The 23,881-nt window shown below is 41.4% G+C and carries 16 protein-coding genes; 15 read left to right on the top strand and 1 reads right to left on the bottom strand.

Annotation, left to right across the window (positions count from 1 at the left end; genetic code table 11):
- From BUB16_RS19895 to BUB16_RS19825, 15 genes are all read left to right on the top strand, one after another.
- Positions 1–264 (top strand): 3-keto-alpha-glucoside-1,2-lyase-like domain-containing protein (locus tag BUB16_RS19895; RefSeq protein ID WP_170864478.1); only part of this gene is annotated, 264 nt, incomplete at its 5' end.
- Between the two features lie 39 nt (positions 265–303).
- Entirely contained in the window at positions 304–1,215 is a 912-nt protein-coding gene (locus tag BUB16_RS19890; RefSeq protein WP_084088471.1) for a sugar phosphate isomerase/epimerase family protein, read from the top strand.
- A 373-nt stretch (positions 1,216–1,588) separates the two neighbouring features.
- Positions 1,589–4,672, top strand: a complete 3,084-nt coding sequence (locus BUB16_RS19885) for a SusC/RagA family TonB-linked outer membrane protein (protein ID WP_073068398.1) — start codon at positions 1,589–1,591, stop codon at positions 4,670–4,672.
- Between the two features lie 28 nt (positions 4,673–4,700).
- Positions 4,701–6,374: a RagB/SusD family nutrient uptake outer membrane protein gene (locus BUB16_RS19880; protein WP_073068396.1), complete on the top strand. Its 1,674-nt coding sequence runs from the start codon at positions 4,701–4,703 to the stop codon at positions 6,372–6,374.
- Between the two features lie 85 nt (positions 6,375–6,459).
- Positions 6,460–7,929 (top strand): sulfatase family protein, encoded by a 1,470-nt coding sequence (locus tag BUB16_RS19875; RefSeq protein ID WP_084088470.1) that lies wholly within the window; start codon positions 6,460–6,462, stop codon positions 7,927–7,929.
- A 324-nt stretch (positions 7,930–8,253) separates the two neighbouring features.
- Positions 8,254–9,330 carry an acyltransferase family protein gene (locus BUB16_RS19870; protein ID WP_073068395.1) on the top strand — a complete coding sequence of 359 codons (1,077 nt, stop codon included), beginning with the start codon at positions 8,254–8,256 and terminating at the stop codon, positions 9,328–9,330.
- Positions 9,331–9,672: 342 nt separating this feature from the next.
- The gene (locus tag BUB16_RS19865) at positions 9,673–11,043 is read left to right on the top strand and encodes a Gfo/Idh/MocA family protein (protein ID WP_073068393.1); all 1,371 of its coding nucleotides are present in this window, start codon (positions 9,673–9,675) and stop codon (positions 11,041–11,043) included.
- A 126-nt stretch (positions 11,044–11,169) separates the two neighbouring features.
- Positions 11,170–12,522, top strand: a complete 1,353-nt coding sequence (locus BUB16_RS19860; RefSeq protein WP_073068391.1) for a Gfo/Idh/MocA family protein — start codon at positions 11,170–11,172, stop codon at positions 12,520–12,522.
- A 160-nt stretch (positions 12,523–12,682) separates the two neighbouring features.
- Complete coding sequence (locus BUB16_RS19855; protein WP_073068389.1) at positions 12,683–13,534, top strand: sugar phosphate isomerase family; 852 nt, start codon at positions 12,683–12,685, stop codon at positions 13,532–13,534.
- Complete coding sequence (gene nagA, locus BUB16_RS19850) at positions 13,474–14,766, top strand: N-acetylglucosamine-6-phosphate deacetylase (protein WP_211483246.1); 1,293 nt, start codon at positions 13,474–13,476, stop codon at positions 14,764–14,766. The genes BUB16_RS19855 and nagA overlap by 61 nt, the downstream gene beginning before the upstream one ends.
- A gap of 1 nt (position 14,767) precedes the next feature.
- Positions 14,768–15,418 carry a fructose-6-phosphate aldolase gene (gene fsa, locus BUB16_RS19845; protein ID WP_073068385.1) on the top strand — a complete coding sequence of 217 codons (651 nt, stop codon included), beginning with the start codon at positions 14,768–14,770 and terminating at the stop codon, positions 15,416–15,418.
- A gap of 16 nt (positions 15,419–15,434) precedes the next feature.
- A complete protein-coding gene (locus tag BUB16_RS19840) occupies positions 15,435–16,430 on the top strand; it encodes a Gfo/Idh/MocA family protein (RefSeq protein WP_073068383.1) in 996 nt (331 codons plus the stop codon).
- A 113-nt stretch (positions 16,431–16,543) separates the two neighbouring features.
- Complete coding sequence (locus BUB16_RS19835; protein WP_073068382.1) at positions 16,544–17,590, top strand: Gfo/Idh/MocA family protein; 1,047 nt, start codon at positions 16,544–16,546, stop codon at positions 17,588–17,590.
- A gap of 91 nt (positions 17,591–17,681) precedes the next feature.
- Positions 17,682–19,328 carry a sodium:solute symporter family protein gene (locus BUB16_RS19830; protein WP_073068380.1) on the top strand — a complete coding sequence of 549 codons (1,647 nt, stop codon included), beginning with the start codon at positions 17,682–17,684 and terminating at the stop codon, positions 19,326–19,328.
- Between the two features lie 335 nt (positions 19,329–19,663).
- The gene (locus tag BUB16_RS19825) at positions 19,664–20,698 is read left to right on the top strand and encodes a hypothetical protein (protein WP_073068378.1); all 1,035 of its coding nucleotides are present in this window, start codon (positions 19,664–19,666) and stop codon (positions 20,696–20,698) included.
- A gap of 228 nt (positions 20,699–20,926) precedes the next feature.
- Here the strand turns inward: BUB16_RS19825 and BUB16_RS19820 are convergent, their stop codons facing one another.
- Positions 20,927–23,035 carry a beta-L-arabinofuranosidase domain-containing protein gene (locus tag BUB16_RS19820; protein ID WP_084088468.1) on the bottom strand — a complete coding sequence of 703 codons (2,109 nt, stop codon included), beginning with the start codon at positions 23,033–23,035 and terminating at the stop codon, positions 20,927–20,929.
- Positions 23,036–23,881: the final 846 nt, after the last annotated feature.

Raw genomic sequence — 23,881 nt, 5'->3', positions numbered from 1 at the left:
TTGGCGGCCTGGAAAACGGGCCGGTGGAATACGCTGCGGATTCGTTGCGTGGGGAAGTATCCGCGCATAACCACGTGGATTAATTATACAAAAATCGCTGAATTTGACGCCGCCACCACGCCTCATCCCCGCTATGACCGCGAGCAGATGTTTCAGACGCTGGGAAGGGAAGGAGCCATCGCCCTGCAGATACATAACGGAACCGGGGCGTGGAGAAAAGGGGCCAAGTGTCGCTGGAAGAATATCCGGGTCAGGTCTTTGTAACGAATGCAGAATAATGCGAATACAATAATTTAGAGGAATATGAAGAGACGAAAATTTCTTAAACAGGCTTCCTACGGGATGGCTTCCCTAGGGTTTGCGGGGGCGGCCTCCGCTCAGGGACAGAACAGGAATATGCAAGGGGGTCGTCTGCCTTATAAAATCGGGATCCGCCAGGCCAGCCTGCGCAACCCGGAGGATGAAACCGAGGGGATGATCGCGGATTTTGACACCTTTAAGGTGGCCCGGGATATTCCGGGCATTACCGGCGTTGAGCTGCAGGTGACCAATGGGAGCCCGAATATGCACGATTTTTCAGTGGCCCGCCGCTATAAGGCGGAGGCCCATCGATGGGGATTGGATATCCCGACGACGGCCGGGGTATGGAGCCATCCCCAGTGGGGTCCTCATACCGCCCTGGACCTTATGAATTCTATCCGGGCTTCGGAAATCGTAGGAGCTAGGATCATGCTGATAGCATTTTTCAGGGATGATGCCCCGGATATGAGCAGTGAGGAATCCTACGGGCCGGTGGTGTCGGTATTGAGAGAGATCGCCCCCAAAGCTCAGGAAGCGGGGATTATTCTGGGATTAGAGAATTCGCTGAGCCCACAGGAGAATAAGAGCTTGGTGGACATGGTCGACCATCCCGCTGTCAAAGTCTACTATGACCTTGACAATATGTACAATTACGGGTATGGAGAGGCCGCGGTTCCGGGCATAGAGTTGCTGGGCAATGAACGCATAGCTACCGTGCATGTAAAAAACAACGGCCGGTTATTGCAGGACGATTGGCGGATTGACTGGCCCGCCGCCTTTAAAGCTCTCAGCGGGATTGCTTATGACGGATGGCTGATATTTGAGACTCGCCACGAGAGTCATGAGCAATGCAAAGCGATGACAAAGGAAAACATTGCTTTAATCGAGCAACACTTTCGTCCGCCCCGGGGGTAGCCATGAGGAGAAACATATCCAACAGCCCCCCCGGCTGGCGCAACGATTATAGCAGGTGTCGACCTTTGTTGGCGTAAATTTGTCTTCGCTTGAAGAACTATTGCAATAGTATCGTATATAATACGGATTCATGAATCATTTATTGAGCATGAGCCAAAGCATTTTTACCTAAGCAAAATAAGTATTCTAATTAGTCAAAATATTGGTAGCATAAAGCGATTGGAGCTTTAACTTTGGTTATAGAAAATAGGTGAGTATCAGCAATTTATCATCTGGGGCAAATAAAAAAAGAAAACATCGAATCTTATTTCAAATAACGGGAATGGGGGAATGAGATATTCAGCTTCTTTTAAAACTAAAAACACATAAGACTATGGAAAAAAATATACGATGGATTACAGTGGGATTAGGGGTAATGTTTTTATCACTCTTCGAATTGACTGCCAATCTATATGCTCAACAGCAAAATGTTAACGGTACTGTTACCGATGCTAGCACATCGGAAACAATGCCGGGAGTCAATGTCTTGGTGAAGGGGACTACCATGGGGACCTCTACCGATGCGGAAGGGCGTTACGAGCTTGCAGTATCTTCTTTAAGCGATACCCTGGTGTTTTCATTTGTCGGGTATCGAACTCAGGAGGTTCCTATTAATGGCCGAACGAGTATTGATTTGGAATTGCAATCACAGGCTATTGGCGGTGAAGAGCTTGTAGTCGTAGGGTATTCAGAACAGCAAAGAGGAGATCTAACGGGTTCTATATCTCAGATAGATGGTCAAGAGATTGCAGAAGTTCCTACATTGGAAATAAGTAGAGGATTGCAAGGTAAAATGAGCGGGTTAAAAATAAATGATAGAGGAGGAGAGCCTGGATCAGCTAATATGGATATACTTGTTCGGGGTAAGGAAACCCTGGGTAATAATTCTCCTTTGGTAATCATTGATGGAATCCCTTCAGGTATGGGTGATTTGGAGAGTTTATCTTCGCGGGATATTTCTAGCGTTAATGTTTTAAAAGATGCTTCTGCTGCAATTTATGGAGCACGAGCTGCTAATGGTGTTATTTTAGTAACCACTAAAAGAGGAGCCGAAGGAACAACCGAGTTATCGATTAATGCAAGTTCGGGGATATCAAAGTTTACCCGAGTGCCCGAAGTTATGAATTCCTGGCAGCTTGCTACCTATCAAAATGAAATGCAGGAACGATATGGAAGGGTGAAATCGTGGACAGAAGAAGACATACGGTTATTCCGGGAAGGTACGAATCCCATAACGCATCCGAATACCGATTGGCACAATGCGGTGTTTGATGACTATACCCCAGAAAGTAGAATTAATATTGCTGCCAGTGGTGGAACGGAAAGTGTACAGTATTATATAAGTGGAGATTATAACAATAAAGGGACAAATTACAGGGGGAATGATAAATATTTTAACAGATATCAATTGAGATCGAATCTTGATGCTCAAATGACTGATTATTTAAAGGTGAGCGTTGATTTAACCGGTAGGCTGGGAGATAATCACCGACCCGTTATGGATGCAGCAGGTTTATTTCACCGATCCGTAATTGCCTATCCCATGCAACATGCATTTCATCCAAATGGGTTGCCAGGATATGGATCGGTAGGTTTTAATCCGGCAATCGGAGTAACAGATGAAGCCGGGTGGATAGATACTCAGGATAAAGATTTAAAATCGAGATTATCCTTTGATCTTGATATGCAATCGTTATTAAGTGGATTAAGTTTGAGAGGAATTGCCTCTTTCAATTATAATATCAGGGATAGTGAGGAATTCAGGCCCACATGGGATTTATGGACATATAATGTTGAAACGGATTCATATGACCATCAACTTGGAAAATTCAGTGAAACACAAACTTTCTCAAGTTTGGAGCAAAGTAATAATATCAATCGGCAGACATATTATAACATTTCATTGAGGTATGATCAGAATTTTGAGGATCATAATGTTAGTGGGTTTATTGCTTACGAGCAGGATGAGGGCTATAGTTCTCAATTGACTGGTTATAGAAGGGATTTGATCAACCGCCAGAGAGTGCATCTGGACTTGGCAAGCACAAATGAGCAGAGAACGAGCGGAATATCCTTCAATACGGGTAGACTCAGCTATTTTGGTTCTATAAGCTATAACTACGACAGGAGGTATTTGATTGATGTAACGGTAAGGCGTGACGGTTCTTATAATTTTCCGGAAGATGAGAGATTCGGTACATTTCCAAGCGTTTCTGTGGGGTGGAGAATTTCAGATGAGCCCTTTATGGATGCTTCCAGCAACTGGCTTGATGATCTAAAAATTAGGTCGACCTACGGAATAATGGGTAATGACCGGGTCCCGAACTTTCAATACCTTACCCAATATGGCCTAGGCTCATTTTGGCTTTTCGGGGAAGAAGCCGAGCGTAATGATGGTTTTCAACAGATCAACGATCCAAATCCAAATATTACGTGGGAAGTCGCTAAGAATTGGAACATTGGCTTTGATGCTTCGTTGTTTGATGAGAAATTGGGGATAATATTTGATTATTATTACAATAAGAGAAGAGACATTTTAATACAGCGTAATGAATCGGTCCCGGACATTACTGGTTTGTCTTTACCACGAGAGAATCTTGGTAAAGTGGACAATTCAGGGGTTGAGTTTGAGATGAACTACTTAACTACTATTGGCGATTTCCAATATAGTGTAGGGGGACAGGTTAGCTATAACCGTAATGAAGTTGTCTATTTGGATGAACCACCTAATGTAGCTGATTATAGAAAACGGGAAGGGCGTCCCATTGACTCTTGGTTAGTTTATAAGACCGATGGAATATTCAACACTCAAGAGGAAATAGACAATACAGAAGCCACACTTTCAGGTACGAAACCCGGTGATATAAAATATGTGGATCTTAACGGGGACGGTTCTATTACCGGAGATGATCGATATAGAAAATATACTTCTCAAACACCCAGGATCCAATTTGGATTTAATGCCGGTGTGGGATACAAAGGGCTTAGGGTGGATGCTTTCTTTCAGGGACAGACCCAGGCTGAAAACTATATTGCTCATACGAGGGCAGGAGAGGAAACTTTGCCTACTTACTTTTTTGAAAAGCGATGGACAGCTGACAATCCGAATGCTGAATACCCCCGGGCTTATGAAAGAAGGGATTTTTTCAATCTTCAAACATCAGATTTCTGGTTGTATGACGCTTCCTTTATCAGGCTTAAAGATTTAACGCTTTCATACAATTTGCCTGTTGAAATGATATCAAATATAGGTATGAGGAGCATGCGGTTTTATCTTCGTGGTTATAATCTTTGGACAATAGACAGGATGAGTGATCGTATGGGGGGGGAATATTATGACCCCGAGATGGAGGATGATGATGGAAAATTTTATCCACAGCAAACCATTTTTACTGCAGGCTTGTCTATAAATTTATAGAAATATTCTAAAAAAAACCTTGAATATTATGTTGTATTTAAAAAAAATATTATTAGTACTTATTGGATTTTTGACCTTTATAGGTTGTGAAGAAATCTTGAACCAAGAACCTTCGGATTCCTTTAGTGAGGAGAATATATGGGGTGATATAGACTTGGTTAGAAATTACGTTTGGGATAATTATAATGCTCTTGGTTCTTGGGGAGTCAAAGAAAATGGGAGGGCCACACCTCAGGCATTAACGGATGATGCTTACAATATTTTTGATCAGGATACTTGGGTTGTTGTTACAGGGAGCATGAGTCCGGATGCCATGGGGGCTTTTTTTCAGAAATGGTCGACAAATTACAGATATATTAGGAATGTTAATATATTCTTAAATAATATAGGGGATGTAGAAGCCGATCAAGCTGTAAAAGACCGGTTAACTGGGGAGATGAAATATATCAGAGCCTGGGACTACGCGGAGCTGCTAAGCTTTTTTGGTGGGGTTCCAATTATAGAAGAGGTATTTGAACTTAATTCTGAATTTAATGTAGAACGGGACAGCTATCAAGATGGAATTGCATTTGTTGTCAATGAATTGGATGAGGCGGCAGCATTGCTTCCAGAGACTGTACCTTCCAACGAATGGGGCAGGGTTACCAAAGGAGCAGCTCTTTCCCTGAAGTCTCGAGTGTTACTTCATGCAGCCAGTATACTCCATGATCCCAGTACTGAACCCAGTGGACCTTTGTATGATTACGATAAATCCAATAAATGGCAGGAAGCAGCAGATGCCGCTAAAGAGGTGATTGATATGGGGCTGTATTCACTGGTTGAGGTTGAAAACTGGCAGGATTATCAAGAGATGTTTTTACACAATACACCCGAAATCATTTTTGCACATCCAAATCATTCTCAATTTAGACCGAATGTCACGCAAAATATTGATTTGATTAATACTCCCAATGGGTATAACGGTTGGTCGGGCAATGTACCGGTCCAGGATCTGATAGATGATTTCCAGATGGAGGATGGCCAAAGTATTGAAGAATCAGACTTGTATGATCCAAGCCCGGAAAATATCTATAAAAATCGAGAATTACGGTTTTATGCTGATATTGTATATCAGGGGGCCCAATATAGGGGCCGGGAAACGCAGTTTTATGAGCCGGGTGGGCTGGATTCCAGAGATGGTCCGCAAGCCTGGAATTATTCCAGAACAGCTTATACGATGCGTAAATATATGGATGAAGATGTTGAATTTACCTCGACCCAGTCAACGACTCCATATATTTATTTCAGATTAGCTGAGCTCTATTTGAATTATGCCGAGGCGCAGTACCATGTTGGTAATGAAGAAGAAGCAAGAAGATATGTAAATATGATACGAAATAGAGTGAATTTACCTGATATACAATCATCGGGCGAGGAACTTTTGGATGATATCAAGCATGAGAGAAGAATTGAATTGGTGTTTGAAGGTTGGCATCGATATGATGACTTGCGAAGATGGATGATGGGAGAGGAGTTAGGTGAAGATATCTATGGCATGTCATGGCGAAAAGTAAATGAACAAGGTGAGCCAACGGTGGACGGCGAATTAACCTATGAGTTAGTTTTGGCCCAAGAACGTGAATTTCGTCCAAGGAACTATTATGTGCCTATTCCACGTGATGAGATAGATGCTACGGGTTTACAACAAAATTGGAATTACTGATTTCTAATTGAATAGAATTGAATAAATAATTAAAACAACTTCTCTCCTATGAAAAGAAATGGGAAAGGATTAGGATGGAAACACTATGAGTAATAGAGGTATTAACCGTCGTGATTTCTTGCGGACAGCCACACTTGGTGCTTCGAGCATCTGGGCTGGCAGTCCTTTGTTGCAAACCCGGCGTACAGCTCCCGCCGATAGTCCAAATATAGTAGTAATAGTTACGGACAATATGGGACGGGATGCGGGGTGCTACGGAAATTCCGCGATTAAAACACCAAATATAGATGCCTTGGCGGCAGATGGTGTGAAGTTCGAAAATGCTTTTTGTACTACGTCAAGCTGTAGTCCCAGTAGGGCTGTTATCTTAAGTGGGCTCTACGCTCATGCTAATGGAATGTATGGACTCATGCACGCATACCATCATTTTGCGTGTTTCGAAGATATTCAAACTTTGCCTGGAATTCTCAGGACTGCTGGGTACCGTACCGGTATTAATGGTAAACTTCACGTCGCCCCTCCCGAAATTTTCCCTTTTGATGTAGAAATTGACTCCGATGCCCGAAACACTGTTCAAATGGCGGAAAAATCTCGGAACTTCATATCCCAGGATGATAACAAACCGTTTTTTCTTTACTTCTGTCCGTGGGATCCCCATCGTGGCCGGCCATTTAATGCTTGGCCGGAACCGAACCCGTTTGGTAATAAACCGGAAGGCTACGAAGGTGTTGAAAAGATTACTTATACACCGGAGGAAGTTAACATCCCTTCTTATCTACCAGATACACCGGCGACCCGGGCCGAACTGGCCCAGTATTACCAATCAATTTCGCGACTGGATCAGGGGCTGGGTAGGCTCATCTCCATTTTGAAAAGCCAGAAGAAATATGAGAATACTCTGATTATGTTTCTGTCCGATAACGGTCCGGCTTTTCCGGGAGGATTGGCCACGTTGTATGAGCCAGGGATCAATCTTCCCCTGATCGTGAAACGTCCTAAACACAAAAAAAAGGGAATAACCAATCATGCCTTGGTCAATTGGACATCCTTGACACCCACCATTCTGGATTTTGCTGATGCATTACCTGCAGATGTAAATTTTCAGGGAAGGTCACTAAAACCGATTTTGGAGGAGGATCATCCCTCTGAATGGAATGAAGTTTATGCGTCTCATACCTTCCATGAAGTTACCATGTATACTCCGATGCGAGTACTTCGTGGCCGGCGATTTAAACTGATCTGGAATATTATGTGGGAACAGGAACAACCGGTACCACGAGACATATGGGAATCTACCACTTGGCAGTATTTGAGGCGCAACGGTATCGAAACACTCGGGAAACGTTCAATGGATACTTTTCTTCGTCGCCCGGAATTTGAATTGTTTGATCTCCAGGAAGACCCCGATGAGAGTAATAACCTGGCGCAACGTCCGGAGTTTGCGGATCGAATGGAAGTGATGAAGGAGAAAATTAAATCATTTCAAGAAGATACTCAGGATCCTTGGGTTATTGAATGGGAACAACAGGGACTGGAAGTGACAGAAGAATATTGATCGAAAGATCAATTTAAGCGTATATAGGGTATTAGAATAGTCCCGAGGGATTCATTTATTGATACATGATGATTTAAATATGATGCTCTGTATTGTGCTGATCGCCTATTTATGGTAGAAGTTGCCAATCGTTAAACTTGTATAATAATTCTTGTTTAGCAACAGTGATTATTAGCTTAAAATTTAGCAGTAGATGCATGGAGTAGATTTTCTGATGCAATTATTGATATAGGTGAAGCTACTTTTAAAGTTACTATAATTTAAAAGCAGAAAGCAAACTGCTCGTACAAGAATTAAGAATAATACTTAAGAAATCAGATAATCTTGAAAGAAAAAATACCAGATCGTCTGATATCCCTGGATGCTTTTAGGGGTATCACTATGATTTTATTAGTTTCTACCGGTTTCGGATTAGCTGAACTGAAAGATTTCCCATACTGGAATGAATTGGCAATGCAGTTCACACATGCACAGTGGGAGGGACTGCATTTTTGGGATCTGGTTCAACCATTCTTCATGTTTATTGTGGGGGTCGCAATGCCGTTTTCTCTTTCTAAACGGCTCCGACAAGGACAATCAGACCGAGAGATTTTCTGGCATGTTGTCCAGCGATCTCTAATATTGATATTTTTGGGTGTGGTGATAATCAAGGGAGTTCAATTGATGAAGGGAACTCCTAGTTTAACCAATGTACTCACACACATTGGCATAACCTACTTTTTAACGTTTTTGATTCTGAGAAAACCTCTGAAAGTACAAATTGGTGTGAGTTTGGCAATTCTATTGATCTATGACTTGGCCTTTCGATTTGTCCCACTCCCCTACGAAGCAGGTCCTTGGCAACAAGCGCAGAATTTGGGTTCTCATATTGACATGTTATTGGGATTCGAGTTCAACGAAGGAGGGTGGGTTACAATTAATGCACTTAGTACTGCAGCGCATACCATGTGGGGAGCAATTTGTGGTTGGATCTTGCTAAGCGACCGGAATGAGAAACGGAAACTAATATTTTTGGTCGCAGCAGGTGTGATTGTTCTGTTTGCCGGATTTATTTTGTCACCGGTTACCCCCATTATCAAGCGTATTGCTACCAGCACATTTGTGCTGGTTTCCGGTGGATGGTGTTTATTGACATTAGCTTTTCTGTATTGGCTGGTAGACATGAAAGGTTACAAAAGTTGGACGTTTTTCGTCAACATTGTGGGCATGAATTCCATATTTATCTATATGTTTGATATCCTCTTAAACGGATGGCTTTTAGATTTTTTGAGTATTTATACCGAACCTTTATTGGGAGGATTGAATGTTGGTAGTATTATTATCACAATTAATTTGGCGTTATTGGTTAAATGGTATATTTGTTACTGGATGTATAAGCATAAGCTGTTTATAAAAGTCTAATAAAAAGTATTTTCGAGAAAATAAGGTAACTACTTTAGTCTTTGGGTATATATTTGGAAAATGACCAATATTATATCACTCTACGTAGGCAAAATAAGTACTAATATATGTCAATAATGTGGTATCATAAAAGAAGCACAAACATGAGCTTAGGTATTATCTTATAGAGAAAAAGAGATTATATACAATTATAGATTAATCAGTACTAAAGTTATGAAATGAGTGTGCATTCTCCCCATTGGTGACCTTGTTTATTCAGCTTAGGGATTAACAGACAGCAAATTCCGGTTCAATAGTGAACTGAATAATGCGAGTCAATGGTCGGAAAATAAAGTAGATATTATGAAGATGAATTTAAATCGTAGAGACTTTCTTAAAAAGGCGACGTTAACGGGAGCCGGTTTTGTTACTATGCCCTCTTTTTCGGTTGCGAAGGGGAAAGCGAGGGCAAATAGCAACGTACAAGTTGGTATGATTGGCGTTGGGGGACATGGGCATGGACATATCAATCATGTCTTGCAGCTTGAGAACGTATCAATAGTAGCTATATGTGATATCAAAGAGGCCAATTTGAGTCGTGGCCAGAGTATTGTCGAAAAGACAACTGATAAACGGCCGATTGGATACGGTGAACATGAGTACAGTTACCGCGAAATGCTGGTAAAAGAAGATCTGGATGCCGTAATAATTGCCACTCCGTGGCGATGGCATATTCCCATGGCTATTGATACAATGAAGGCTGGAGCGTATGCGGCGGTGGAACCTGGAGCGGCTTCGACCGTCAAGGAATGCTGGGATCTGGTAAACACAGCCGAAGAGACCGGTTTGCACACTATGATTTTGGAAAACCACTGCTATGATCGTTGGAATATGGCAGTATTGAATATGGTTCGCCAGGGCGTGTTTGGTGAATTGCTGCATTGTCAATGTGGCTATGAGCATGATCTTAGAGGTCGGATTGTCACAGGAAAAAAGAGTGGTGTCAGCGAGCCAAAAGCACTCGGCGGTGATTATCGGTCGCTGCAGAACATAAAGCGTACTGGAGATTTATACGCCACTCACGGAATAGGACCTGTGTCCCAATGTCTGGACATACATCGGGGTAATAAGTTTATGAATTTGGTGTCCATGGCCACAAAGTCTCGGGGATTAAAACTATGGGCAGAAGAAAATCTGGATACTGATCATCCGGCGCAAGGGATTGACTGGAAGATGGGTGATATTGTATCGACGATGATCAAATGTAATAATGGTGAAACTGTAATTCTCAGTTTTGATACCCGTTCGCCTAGACCCTATTCCAATATGAGGAGAGTGCAGGGGACCCGGGCAATTTGGCTGCAGGATGGCGAAGCCTCTTCCCTTGACAAATCAGTGATTCATGTAGAGGGTGAGAGTCCACACCATGAATGGGAGCCTTTTGGTCCGTATCAAGAAAAGTATGAACATCCTCTTTGGAAACGCTATCAGAATGAGGGGGTTGTTGCCGGCCATCGTGGTGGTGGTTTTCTAAAAGTTAGTGGCTTTATCGAAGCGGTGCGCCGCCAGATCCCTCCCCCTATCGATACGTACGATACGGCTTCCTGGAAAGCAATTTCTCCATTATCCGAGCGATCCATTGCTCAGGGAGGAGAGTCTGTGGAATTTCCCGATTTTACAAATGGCAAGTGGATGACAATGGAGCCAATATTTGGTTTGACAGATGAATATTAATACAAAGTATGTGAGATGTAGTCTTTAACTTTTGCATCGAAAGAGAAGGAAAGAACAGTAATAAGAATCTATTTTAAGATAACGGGTAGTGATTAAATTATTAAACATCTAAATAATAATTGACCCATGAAGAAAAATATAAACCGTAAAGACTTTCTTAAAAAAGCAACGTTAACGGGGGCTGGACTGGCGGCTATGCCCTCCTTTACGATTTCGAAAGGCAGACGGAAGAATAACGGGAGGGTACGTATTGGGATGATCGGTGTAGGGGGACGAGGAACAGGTCATCTCAGAGGACTCTTGACCCGATCTGATATTGAGATTCCAGCCATATGTGATATGGATGAAGAGCATGCTGATCGAGCTGAAAAGCTGGTTGCTGGCAGTGGCCGACAAGCCCCGGAATTATATACAAGGGGGGAAGATGATTATCTGCGAATGCTACAACGTGAGGATCTGGATGGTATTGTTATCGCAACTCCGTGGCATTGGCATGCGCCGATGGCTGTTGCTACTATGAAGTCCGGCAAACATGTAGGCGTTGAAGTGCCGGTAGCCACAACTCTCGAGGGATGCTGGGATCTGGTTAGAACCTCGGAGGCAACAGGCATGTCCTGCATGATCCTGGAAAACGTCTGTTACCGCCGGGATGTAATGGCCATTCTCAATATGGTTCGCCAGGGGTTGTTTGGAGAAATGATCCATGCCCGCTGTGGGTATCAGCATGAGCTTAGAGAGGCCATGCTTGGAAAAAGAAGACAGTTCGGCCCCGACATGAGAATCGACAAAAATAGAGAATGGCGGGTTTATAATCATATCAAGAGGAATGGAGATACCTATCCAACACATGGTATTGGTCCGGTGGCCCACTGGTTGGATATAAATCGGGGAAACCGCTTTATGACGATTACTTCTACGGCGACAAAGGCCCGCGGACTTCACAATTACGTTTTGGAAAAAGGGGGGAGAAATCATCCAGATGCGGATATAGAATTTCAAGTTGGCGATGTGATCACCTCTACCATTACCACTGCTATGGGGGAATCCATTATTGTTAACCTGAATACAACCTTGCCCCGCCCTTACTCATTAGGATTCCATTGTCAGGGTACCAAGGGCCTTTGGCAGGTAGAGAACAGCTCCGTTTATCTGGAAGGTACAAGTAAAAACCATGGGTGGGAGGATTTTGATCCTTACCAGAAGAAATATGATGCTCCCTTGTGGAAAAAACATGAAAAAGAAGCGGCTGAGGCCGGGCACGGGGGTATGGACTGGTTTGTACGGAATGCATTTGTGGAGTCGATAAAGCGAGATGTTTCCCCGCCTATGGACGTTTATGATGCGGCTGCTTGGAGCGCAATTGGGCCCCTTTCAGAAGAATCCATTGCTCAGGGAGGCCATCCGGTTCAATTTCCCGATTTTACTGGTGGAAAATGGATGCATAATGAACAAATATTCCATGTGGATGGTGAATATTAAATCAGTGATCGAGTTTCCTTGACCAATAATAGTCATTTGGAAGTAGAAATTAGCGTAAAACCGTATAAAAATTTGGATTTGAAGGAAAGGAGGTCTTTCCAGAGATACAACATCCTTCTGTCATCGGAATTAAAAAATTCAATAATAAGAGTCGGAAATAATGAATAGACAAGAAGAAATACAAAATCTACTTTATCTGTCCCCAGATGAGATGAGTAAAAAAGCGGGAGATCATCTGCTGCTTCTGGATGATATCGAGGACTTACATCACCATTTTGCGCGGAATTTAGCCGATCAAATCAAGCGTAACAATGCACAAAATAAGTCTACAGTACTTATACTGCCTTTTGGTCCGGTTCCACAATATGAGAATTTCACAAAAATGGTCAATTCCGAACAGATATCACTACATGATTGTACATTCTTTTTAATGGATGAATACTGCACCAATAATGGAATTGAAATAGACTCTTCTCATCCGCTAAGTTTTCAAGCCGGTCTCTGGAAGTATTTTGATAAAATTAATAACGAACTGTGTGTACCACAGGATCAGGTGATTTTTCCTGACCATGAAAATATTCACCAGTTAGCTGATATGATAGAAAGGGCAGGTGGAATTGAAACCTGTTATGGTGGAATAGGAATTCATGGCCACGTGGCTTTTAATGAACCTGAACCTCAGGTACTGCATTCAGATCCTCGAATGGTTTATTTGAACGAATATACGATTACTATCAATGCTATTCGGGCGGGTGTAGGTGGAGATTTGGAAAATTTTCCCCGGAAAGCATTGACCCTGGGAATGCGTCAAATAATGAATGCGGACAAAATACGGCTGTATTGCCGAAATGGCGTGCAGGGAATGGATTGGGCTAATACCATATTACGCTTGGCATTATTCGGTGAACCAGGAGATGATTACCCGGTTACTTACATTAAACAACATCCGGATTGGCAGATTATTACCGATATGGATACTGCCTCAAGTCCAGAAAATTTATTAAAAGGATAACTAAACTTGTACTTAAGAATAAAAATATGTCTCAGTTGGTTATTCATTCAGGCACCTGTATAACCCCTTTTGAGGTAATTAAAAACGGCTCAATTTTAATTGAAGATGGAATTATTAAACAAATTGGACAGGGAAAAAAAGATTTTTCTACGGAAACATCCCCTCATGTTGATGCGAGTGGAATGTTTGTGATTCCGGGGATGATAGATATACATGTTAATGGTGGGAAAGGTGCAAATATTCTAGATGGAACCCAACAGGCTTTGAAAACAATGTCAGAATTTCATTTGAGGCACGGGACTACTTCAATGCTTCCAACCATAATTTCATCTTCGATAAGTAAAATGATTACTGCGATAAAACTTGTAGAAACTGCAGTCAATCATCCTCAGTCTTATAAGGCAAGAATCCTCGGATCACATCTGGAAGGTCCTTATATCTCAAAGGAACAAAAAGGTGCACATAATCCTGCTCATATTCGTACTGCTACCGCAGAAGATTATCACCCATTATTAGATTATTTAGAGACAGTTCGTTTAATAACAGCAGCTCCTGAAATATCGGGGGTGCTAGAATTTGCCCGGTCACTGGAAGAAAATGATATTATTTTTTCTATAGGACACAGTAACGCAAAATACCCTCAGATAGTGAATGCTGTGGGCACAGGCTTTTCACTGGTCACTCATCTATATTCTGTGATGTCTTCAATTACAAGACAAAATCTTACCAGAATTCCCGGTGTGGTTGAATCAGGACTTCTGCTGGATGAATTATCGGTAGAGATTATAGGAGATAATATGCATTTGCCAGGTAGTCTTATCGAGCTCATAGTTAAAACAAAGGGTATCGATAAAGTTATATTGGTAACAGATGCAATGCGAGGAGCTGGAATGCCGGACGGATCATATTATATTGGTGACAAAGATGATAAAAATTCGATTATAGTAGAAAATGGAGTTGCAAAAACATCCGATAGACAATTATTAGCCGGAAGCACTGCAACAATGGATGTTTGTTTGAATACGCTCATCTCTGAAGCTGGTTTGTCATTGAAGGACACTGTAAAAACAGCAACACTAAATCCGGCTAAGTTATTAGGTATTGAAAACCAATACGGCATCATTGCATGTGGGAAAAAAGCGGATATTGTGTTACTTGACCAGAATTATCAAGTTCAGACTGTTATCGTAAACGGAAAAATAGAATACACAAAAACAAATAAAGGTGAATAATATGAAATTGTTCTTAGACACAGCAAATATAGAGGAAATACGTGAAGCCAAAAGTTGGGGCATAATAGATGGGGTTACTACTAATCCAAGTCACGTCGCAAAAGAAGGGACAAAGTTCGAAGATCTTATAGATGAAATCTTTGAATTGTTTCCTGATGGTGAAATTAGCGTTGAAGTTACAGCAACGGATTTTGACGGCATTGTTAAAGAGGCCCACACTATAGTAGAGGCACATGAAAATGCGTTGGTAAAGGTACCTCTAATCAAAGAAGGGATTAAAGCAATCAAGGTATTAAGTGAAGAGGGGATTAAAATTAATACAACCTTATGTTTTTCAGCAGTACAAGCAATGCTTGCTGCAAAAGCCGGTGCGACCTACATCAGTCCTTTTGTGGGACGATTGGATGCTATTGGGACTGACGGGATACAATTAGTTCGAGATATTCGTCAGATTTATGATAATTATGGAATGGAGACAGGGATTTTGGCTGCAGCTTTACGTACACCGAAGCACGTCTTGCAATCAGCTGTTATTGGGGCCGAGGTCGCAACAATGAATTTTGAAATTATGGAAAAACTGTTTCATCATCCCATGACAGACTCTGGGCTGGAGCAATTTTTAGATGACTGGGAAAATCGTCCTGTAAAATAAAAAAAGTGGTATACACATGGATAAAAAGTTAAAATTTGGAGTAATTGGTGCAGGCGGCTTTGCCGATAGCCGGTCGATACCAGCCTTTCAACAAGCTAAACAATTTTCGCTGGAAGCAGTTCATTCGAGGAGTGAATCCAAAGCAGCTAAATTGGCACGAAAGCATAAGGCTTCAAAGTATTATACGGATATCGATGAATTAGTAAAGGATGCTGACATTGATGTCGTATATGTAGCCACACCGGTATATCTGCATGAAGAGCATACAATTAAAGCATTGCGACAGAAAAAACATGTGCTCTGTGAAAAACCGATGGCCTTGGATGTCGCGTCCTGTCGGTGTATGGTTGATGCTGCAAAAGAAGCAGGGGTACAATTGGGGCTTCATTTTCATATGCGTTCCCACCCGGGACTTCAGTCAATTAAACGTATGATCGAGGCCGGTAATTTAGGAAAGGTACATATGATTCGTACTCAAATTCATTTTCTCTATCCACCCAATGATACTTGGCGATATAAGCCAGAGAAAGGAGGAGGAGGGGTTATGATGGATGTCGGATCACATTGTCTCGATTTACTGCGTTTTTTAGGCGGTGAGATTACACAGATTACCAGCCGAATGGAAAAACGAATGGATGGTGAAGCCGATGATACAGCAATTGCTATAGCCAGGTATTCTGATGGAAAGATGGGGATTACTGAAAATTCATTTGCGATTCCCAATCGGGAAAATATGCTGGAAATTTATGGATCAAAAGCATCAATTATTGGAAAGCGTGCCCTCGGACCGTTCACTGATCCCGAATTTCGGTTTATTTCCGATTCCGGGGAAAAAATAATAAATATAAAATGGGAAAATTTATATACAAAAAATATAAAGAGATTTATTGATTCAATCCTTGGGAAAGGTGATATGCCTGCCACGGGAGAAGACGGACTTTTAAATACCAAACTGTTAAAAGCAGCGTATCGCTCAAATAATAATGATAAAACTATACGTATAGACAGTTGAAATGAATTATAAGAAATAGGGTATAACTACTATTATTATATTATAAACAGTGTTAGGAAGTATTTTATAACTATTTAGAAATTTCACGTAAAGAGAAAAAATGAGGAAATAGTATGTTAAATTATGGAGTTATTGGCGTGGGTCCCGTTTTTCAAAATTTTCAGGTGGAGGGATTATTACAATCACAATCAGTAAATTTATATACAGCCTGTGACTTAAAAGAAGATTTGTTAACGTCAGTGCAACAACAATACGATTTTAAAAAATGTTGTACTGACTATGGGGAATTATTGCAAGATAGCAATATTGATGTAGTTCTATTAAATCTTCCGCAACATAAACACAGAGATATTGCCGTTGCTGCTGCAAAGGCTGGTAAAAATATTTACGTTGAAAAACCTTTTGCTTCAAACTTAAAAGATGCAAAGGCAATTATGTCTGCGTGCGAAAAACATGGAGTTAAATTGTGTGTTGGTCATCAACGGCGATTTATTACAACTGAGCGAAAAGCAAAAGAAATAATTGATGAAGGTTATTTGGGAACAGTTTATAAGATTCGGGTCATTGCTTCTTGGTGGCAGGATATTTCTGAAGAAAAACGAGCCTGGTTGACAGATTTTGAATTAGGAGGAGGAGGACCTCTGCTCCGTTGGGGGGTACATAAAACAGATACAATGAGGTTTTTACTTGATCAGGAAGCTGTGAGAGTTTTTGCTGAATGGGATCAATTCGTATTTGACCAACCACATATTACAGTTGAAGATACACTCGTTGCCTTATATCGGTTTGAAGGCGGAGTAATCGGGGAACTGGAAGTAGGGAATGCTCAAAGAGAAGCAGGATTTCAGCGGGGAGAAACGATAGAAATCTGGGGAGACAAAGGAACGTTGTGGTATCAACCGTCTACGGGAGAAATGGAATTGTATTCTGTCGAAAAGTCTACGAATGTTATTAATCCGGATGCGTTTATGAGAACCAGCTACGAACCCGATGGAAAAGAAATGACTCGTATTCACGATCGTTTCGTCGAAAGCATAGAAAAGGATACCGACCCACCAATAACGGGAGAAGATGGATACAAAGCTTTGGAAATGGCTGTTGGTGCTTATCGATCTGCCCAATCTAAAAAGGTTGTTCATTTCCCTTTAGATAATGAATAGTACTCGAATTAATTTCACGATTCCCATTAAATGGAGAAATGACATTATTCAATAAGTACTAATTAATAATCGTTGCTCATTTGCTATCACTATGTCCCCAATAGATATAATTATAGTTGTAGCTTTCCTTGTACTGATATTTGTTGTTGGCGGATATTTCTATAAGTGGATTTCTACTCCAGATGATTTTTACGTAACTGGACGAAAGTTAACTCCGTTTATATTAGCTGCAACAATCACTGCAACAAATGTTAATGTCTATAGTTTTGTAGGGCAGAGCGGAACTGCTTATCAAGAAGGTCTCTCTATTATCTGGCATACATGGACAGGTAACATGGCGCTGGTACTTTCGGGTATTTTTATTATTCCAATTTTTAGACGTTTACGCATACGAACGATCCCTGAATTTTTGGGGCTAAGATATTCGCAGGGTTTTCGTGGACTAGTAGCAGTTATCTGGATATTTCGATTAGCTTTTTGGTTGGGAATTGGAATTTATGCCATCGCCATTGCCGCACAGACTATTACCGGGGTGCAGTCATTTACACTCTGGGTGTTTGTTTTGACGGGGATAACAGTATTTTATACAATTTTAGGGGGAACTTGGTCTGTCGCAACAACAGATGCTCTTCAGTTCCTGCTCATGCTTGGAGGTGCCTTAATATTGCTGCCTGTTGCAATGTATGCAGTGGGAGGTTTTGCCACATTAAAGGCTCAGGTACCGGCCGAGTTCATGTCACTTGTGCCTCAATCCGGAGATTTTAATTGGTTATTTCTGATTGCCATGGTATTACTTTCTATCAAATGGGCTACTATCAATCAGGATGTGTTACAACGAGCATTTAGCTCGGAAAATGTACGAACGGCTTCCAAAGGTATGGTCTTGTCCGGAATTATTACTACTCCATTTGCTCTTTTATGGATATTACCAGGGATAGCTGCAAAAGTTCTATATCCGGATCTTACAAATTTTGATAACGCGGTTCCAACTTTAATAGTAGAGTATTTTCCTCCCGTTGTATTAGGATTAATGGCATGCGGGTTATTATCGGCTATGATGTCTACAATAGATTCTGACCTTAACTCAATAGCTACAATGTTTACCAGTGATCTCTATAACGGCTATTTTAATATAGAATCGTCCCATCGCCAATCGTTAACTGTAGCCCGGTTGGTTGTTTTAGTTATGGGTTTATTCATTATCGGGTTTTCCTATCTCGTACCTGTTTTGGGAGGAGCAGTGGAAGCAAACCTTACTGTCATTGGTATACTTGATACACCGCTTTTTGTAGTAGCAATTATTTATGGATTGTTATGGAAACGTGCAAATTGGCAGGGGGCTTTCGCTGGCTATTTTGCAGGAGCATTTGTTGGGGTTTTTGTTTATTTAGCAGGCGATCAAAGTTTTAGTTTGGCAATTTTAAGCAGCGCTGGCGCAGCATTAGTGGTTTGCCCTCTTGTTTCATTGTTGACCCCCCCACAAGAAGTAGTTAAGGCGAATACCATATGGGATGCAAAAAAGCCCGAGCTGGAACATCCTGATGATGTTGATCCATTTTATATCGTCCCGAAATCTATACCTGGAAAATTGGCAATATCCGCTTCAATATTTGGGTTAATTTTATATTTGATCGGAGCCATAGTAGGATCAACGGGTGCTGTAATCTCTTCTTATCTGGCAGTAGGAGGTATGTTTATGATCTTTATCGGTGGATTGGTTAGAATTTATGTAAAGTAAGAAAAAGCAAAGAATCTATGGAATTTGATTTTGTGACTTGGTCTGTTTGGAGCGTTGGATTTATAATCTGGATAATCTGGGCTTACTTAAGCATAAAGGAATTCATATCCATTCTTATTGCGCAGAAAAAAGAACTTGATAATGATAATGATTGAAAATTAGTAGCAATACTTATTACCTATTTATTACTCTATTTTAGAGCAAATAAGAATTTAACAAAAGGCACAAAATGGAATAGGATTTTATATTTTCGGCCCCTCAGTACCTTCAATTATTATTAAGTCGTCCCACTGGTCATTGGTTTATCCTAAAAATCTAACAACAAAAGTTTTTTTGTGAAATTAAAAGCATTTCTGTTACTAATATTATGTTCTCTGGCAATATCAGCAGTGGCACAAGTAAAGATTGGCGATAAAGGGGAAATAAGTGGCCTAGCCTACAGCGACTATTACTGGATAACCTCTAATCATAATGAATCGCTGGAAGGCAATAATGGTTTCTGGTTTCGACGCATTTATTTGACCTATGACCATGAAGTCAGCCAATCATTTTCCACCAGATTAAGGCTGGAAATGAACGGTGAAGGTGATTTTGTAACCAGTGCTAAGATGGCGCCCATTGTTAAAGATGCTTGGCTCAAATGGGAAAATAATCGGCATGAAATTCTTGCCGGTATATCACCAACCCCAACATTCAGTTTGGTTAAGGATACATGGGGATACCGATCGGTAGAAGAAACACCGTTGAATCTGCAGAATTTTGGCAGTTCCCGCGACTTTGGTATTGCGGGAAAAGGAACGCTCGATGAAGATGAACGATGGAATTATCATGGCATGGTTGGAAATGGCCACAGCAATAATGCAGCAGAAATCAATCAAGGGAAAAAAATAATGCTGGCATTGTCCTATCAGCTTACCGAACGGTGGATAGTTGAGCTGTATGGCGACTGGAATGATCTTTCAGATGAACAGTATTGGACTACAGTGCAGGGATTTCTAGGGTACCGGACAGAAGATTTAAATGTAGGAGCTCTTTACGCTTATCAGCATCGGAATTTACCAGGACTGATAGGAGACGCTAACTTGGATATAGCATCCATATTTGCCAGGGCATCTATTTCCCAGAAGACGGGCGGCTTTTTGCGTATCGATCACATGTTTGATCCCAATCCTGCCGGTGAAGATATTAATTATATTCCTTTCAGTAACAATGCAAAATCCACCCTCCTAATAGGAGGAATAGATTTTACTATGGATACAGACATACATCTTATTCCAAATTTCGAAGCCGTATTTTACGGTGAAACATTCACGGGAACTATGCCGAAGTCTGATCTTATTCCCCGGCTCACCCTTTATTATCAGTTTTAGAGGTATTTACCCATCGAGTGTGTCTGACAGTCTATGAAAATCCTCATACAACCCTCCCATCAAACTTATGAGTATAGTTTGAGACATACCTAAGTTCTCCAAAAGATCTTTTGGAGAGGGTACGGTTCTTCATCATCGAGATTATTTTTTTAACTCTTGTAGCAGTCCGTTCTGAATATTTATTTCCCATCTGAATTTTTTTAAAATTCTGAGTCAAAAACCTGCTCCTTACTGAACAACCGGAAATTGGGAGATTCGCAGTGTTGTTGCCCCATATGGTACCAATGTTAGTTTTTCGGCCCGCACATTAGCAGTGCCGGGATTCCTTCCATATCGTTTTTGTTCGCTTACCGGAAGCGGTCCTGTAGAGTGCTTGTACATATGCCATTCTTTCACTGGCTTGCCGTCAGTTTTCAGCTTGACCGGCACATTTTCTAGATTCCAAGGGTATTTTCCAGCTTTATCCTCGTCATAGACCAGTTCGAAATCCTTGTTTTTGATCGTCTCTTCGGGAATTCCATAATTCCAGGAATCTTCTGTATACACTTCCTTATATGGATGCTGAATTCGCCAGTTACCTTCTTCAGCAGGTTTTTCCTCCCACTGCTCATCTATTTTCAGAGCATAGACCAACGGACCACGTTCAATGCCGACTGACATTTCAGCCCAGCGGCTTATTCTGACTTGCATCTTCAACTGTAGTGTAATAGTATCCCCGTCCACCCACGTACGGTCGATTTCAACCATTTGTTTATCACTATTATTCTCAATTTTATTCCAGTCCCTGCCATTGATTTGGATATTGACCTCATCTGCCCATTCAGGGATGCGTAACTTCAATGGGAATTTCACCTGTTCCGGGCTTTGTATCGTAAAATTAATAGTGTCATCAAAGGGATAGTCGGTTACTTCAATCACTGTTACCTCCGTGCCACCTGCTACTTTGGCAGTAACTTCACTGGACGAATAGATCATCGCCGCAAGTCCATTGTCATCAGTGGCATACCACATATTCTGAACCAGCTTGGGCCATCCCTGGTGCATATTTGTTGTACAGCAGGGATATCCCGTCAGCACACCATAACAGAGCTGAGCGTTGGCATCATTAAAAAAGTTGCGGATTTTATGCGACACTTCAACTTGGTTGGGTTGTTGGAAATATTGACGAGTTGTGTAGTCATCATCGTGCTGTGTAGGCAAGGCGTTAAACGCCACTTTCTCAAGATAATCCGCAAAATAGGTATCTCCGGTAATTCGAGTTATTTGTTCAAAGGAGTACATCATCTCGACTACTGTGCAAAGCTCTGTCCCTTGTGTAGGATTATTTCCATGAAGGTTCTCATCGGCACCATATAATCCAGTAACAAAACCATGTACATTTTTGAGATCCTTCAATCCTTCTTTTACCGCCTGGATATAATCTTCATTATGATTTTTTTGATGATAAATTACCGGCGCTTTGAATCCCATTGCTAAATTCACCGTATGTAATTCAGGCACGGGATTAAGTTTTGCAATGGTTCCACTTTCGAAAATTTCTTTCCAGTTATACGTCTGGTGATGGATCAGATCTCCCAATTCAAGTAGAAATTCGTCGCCTGTGCGGTTATAAAGCCAATAGACAATCATTAAGTTATCAGCACCACGACGATTGCCCCAGTACGACCAATTATCGAGCGGCTGATCAGGAAGATGTTTCAGCTGATAGCGAAAATAGTTGGTCATAAGATCCAGCACGCGATAATCCTCGGTAGCCATATAATATTGCTTTAGCACCTTAAGCATCACCATTTTGGGCCACCAGTCCTTTCGTGGCCCTTCCTGGACACCTTGTCGATCTATGGGAGGACCACCCTCAAAAGGAATAGGTCCAAAATACCCGTCATCCTCCTGGTTATTCAGGCTCCATTCGATCCATTCCTGTGCTTTATCTTTCAGCTTCTGATCATCCAGGATATAAGCTAGCGGGACCAGTCCATCTAGCCAATATGGTCCGCGTTCCCAGCCGTCACCGTCACCGCCTAACCAACCGTTTGTAGGACCGACCACTTTTGAATAGATCTCATCCAGATTGCCTGTCAAACCTTCACGCTGTCTATTCAGCTGTTCACGAAGCCAGCCTTTGGGCTGGATGGCTCCAATGGGCAGTTCTATGAAAGGTTCAGGAGCAAGAGGCTCTAAGTTTGATGCATAGAATCCATTTTGACTCCTGTTGAAAATATTTGATTTAGCGTCACTTCTTTTCTCATAATCTGATAAAGGTAGAACAGATGATAGACTAAACGTTATACCACCAATCCCTAAATTTTTTAAAAACTCTTTTCTACTTGCATTCATAACAATCTTTTTTACGATTAGATAAACCTCATCATTAGTGTCCCGTTAAGGATATTTTGTTTTCTTGTAAGTTATTGAACCCTTTGCAAAATTCCCTGATTCAGTGCGTTTTATTTGGATCCTGTTATTTTTCGGTTCATTCTAAATTATAGTTTATAAAATCATTCATATTTTTTATGGCCGACGGTAATTAACTAAGCTTTGACGACGGACTGCTCTCGGGCTCCAAAAAAAAGTGCAACCACAAGCTGAGGCGGGTTCGGGCGGCGGTCGAGATCCCTTCACGTGGATGAAGACCAAGGCTAATCTGGTGGCCATACGAGCCAAAATCCAGGTTCACAAGTGGCTTCGGTTTGTCTTCGCCTGCATTGGATGGAACCTGACCACGGTCAGATTCTTGCTTGAAAAATCCAACCCATGGGATCGGCAGCTCTATGAACTACCAAAAGCACATAATAACCGCTTCCGCGGGCCTTTTAGGCACCCCAGTGAGCCCTGACAGAACCCAGACTGAGAAAAAATTGCCGACTACTAGAAAAATAGCTCCATATTCAGCCGCAAAAAATAAATCAAAGAACAGCGAAGGGTTTTTCAAAGCCTTCACTTTACATTTGGTGAGTTGAGTAAGGATCATTTGAATTATGCTATTTCTAATATATACATTTTTTTTAAAAAGGTTAACGTATTAATATAACGGGCATGATGTGCCCTGTATATAATAATCTCTGTGACCAAACGATTACCCCTCCCGAAAATTTATCTGCAATAGAGCGTAAAAACCGTTAAAATTATTGAGGACGGTTGGTCATGAAGGTGGCGTTCAAATAGGTTAATGCAGTGGTATTT

Origin of the sequence: Fodinibius roseus (assembly GCF_900129315.1) — a bacterium.
GTDB classification, from domain to species: domain Bacteria; phylum Bacteroidota; class Rhodothermia; order Balneolales; family Balneolaceae; genus Fodinibius; species Fodinibius roseus.
This window is presented reverse-complemented; position numbering and strand designations above follow the sequence as displayed.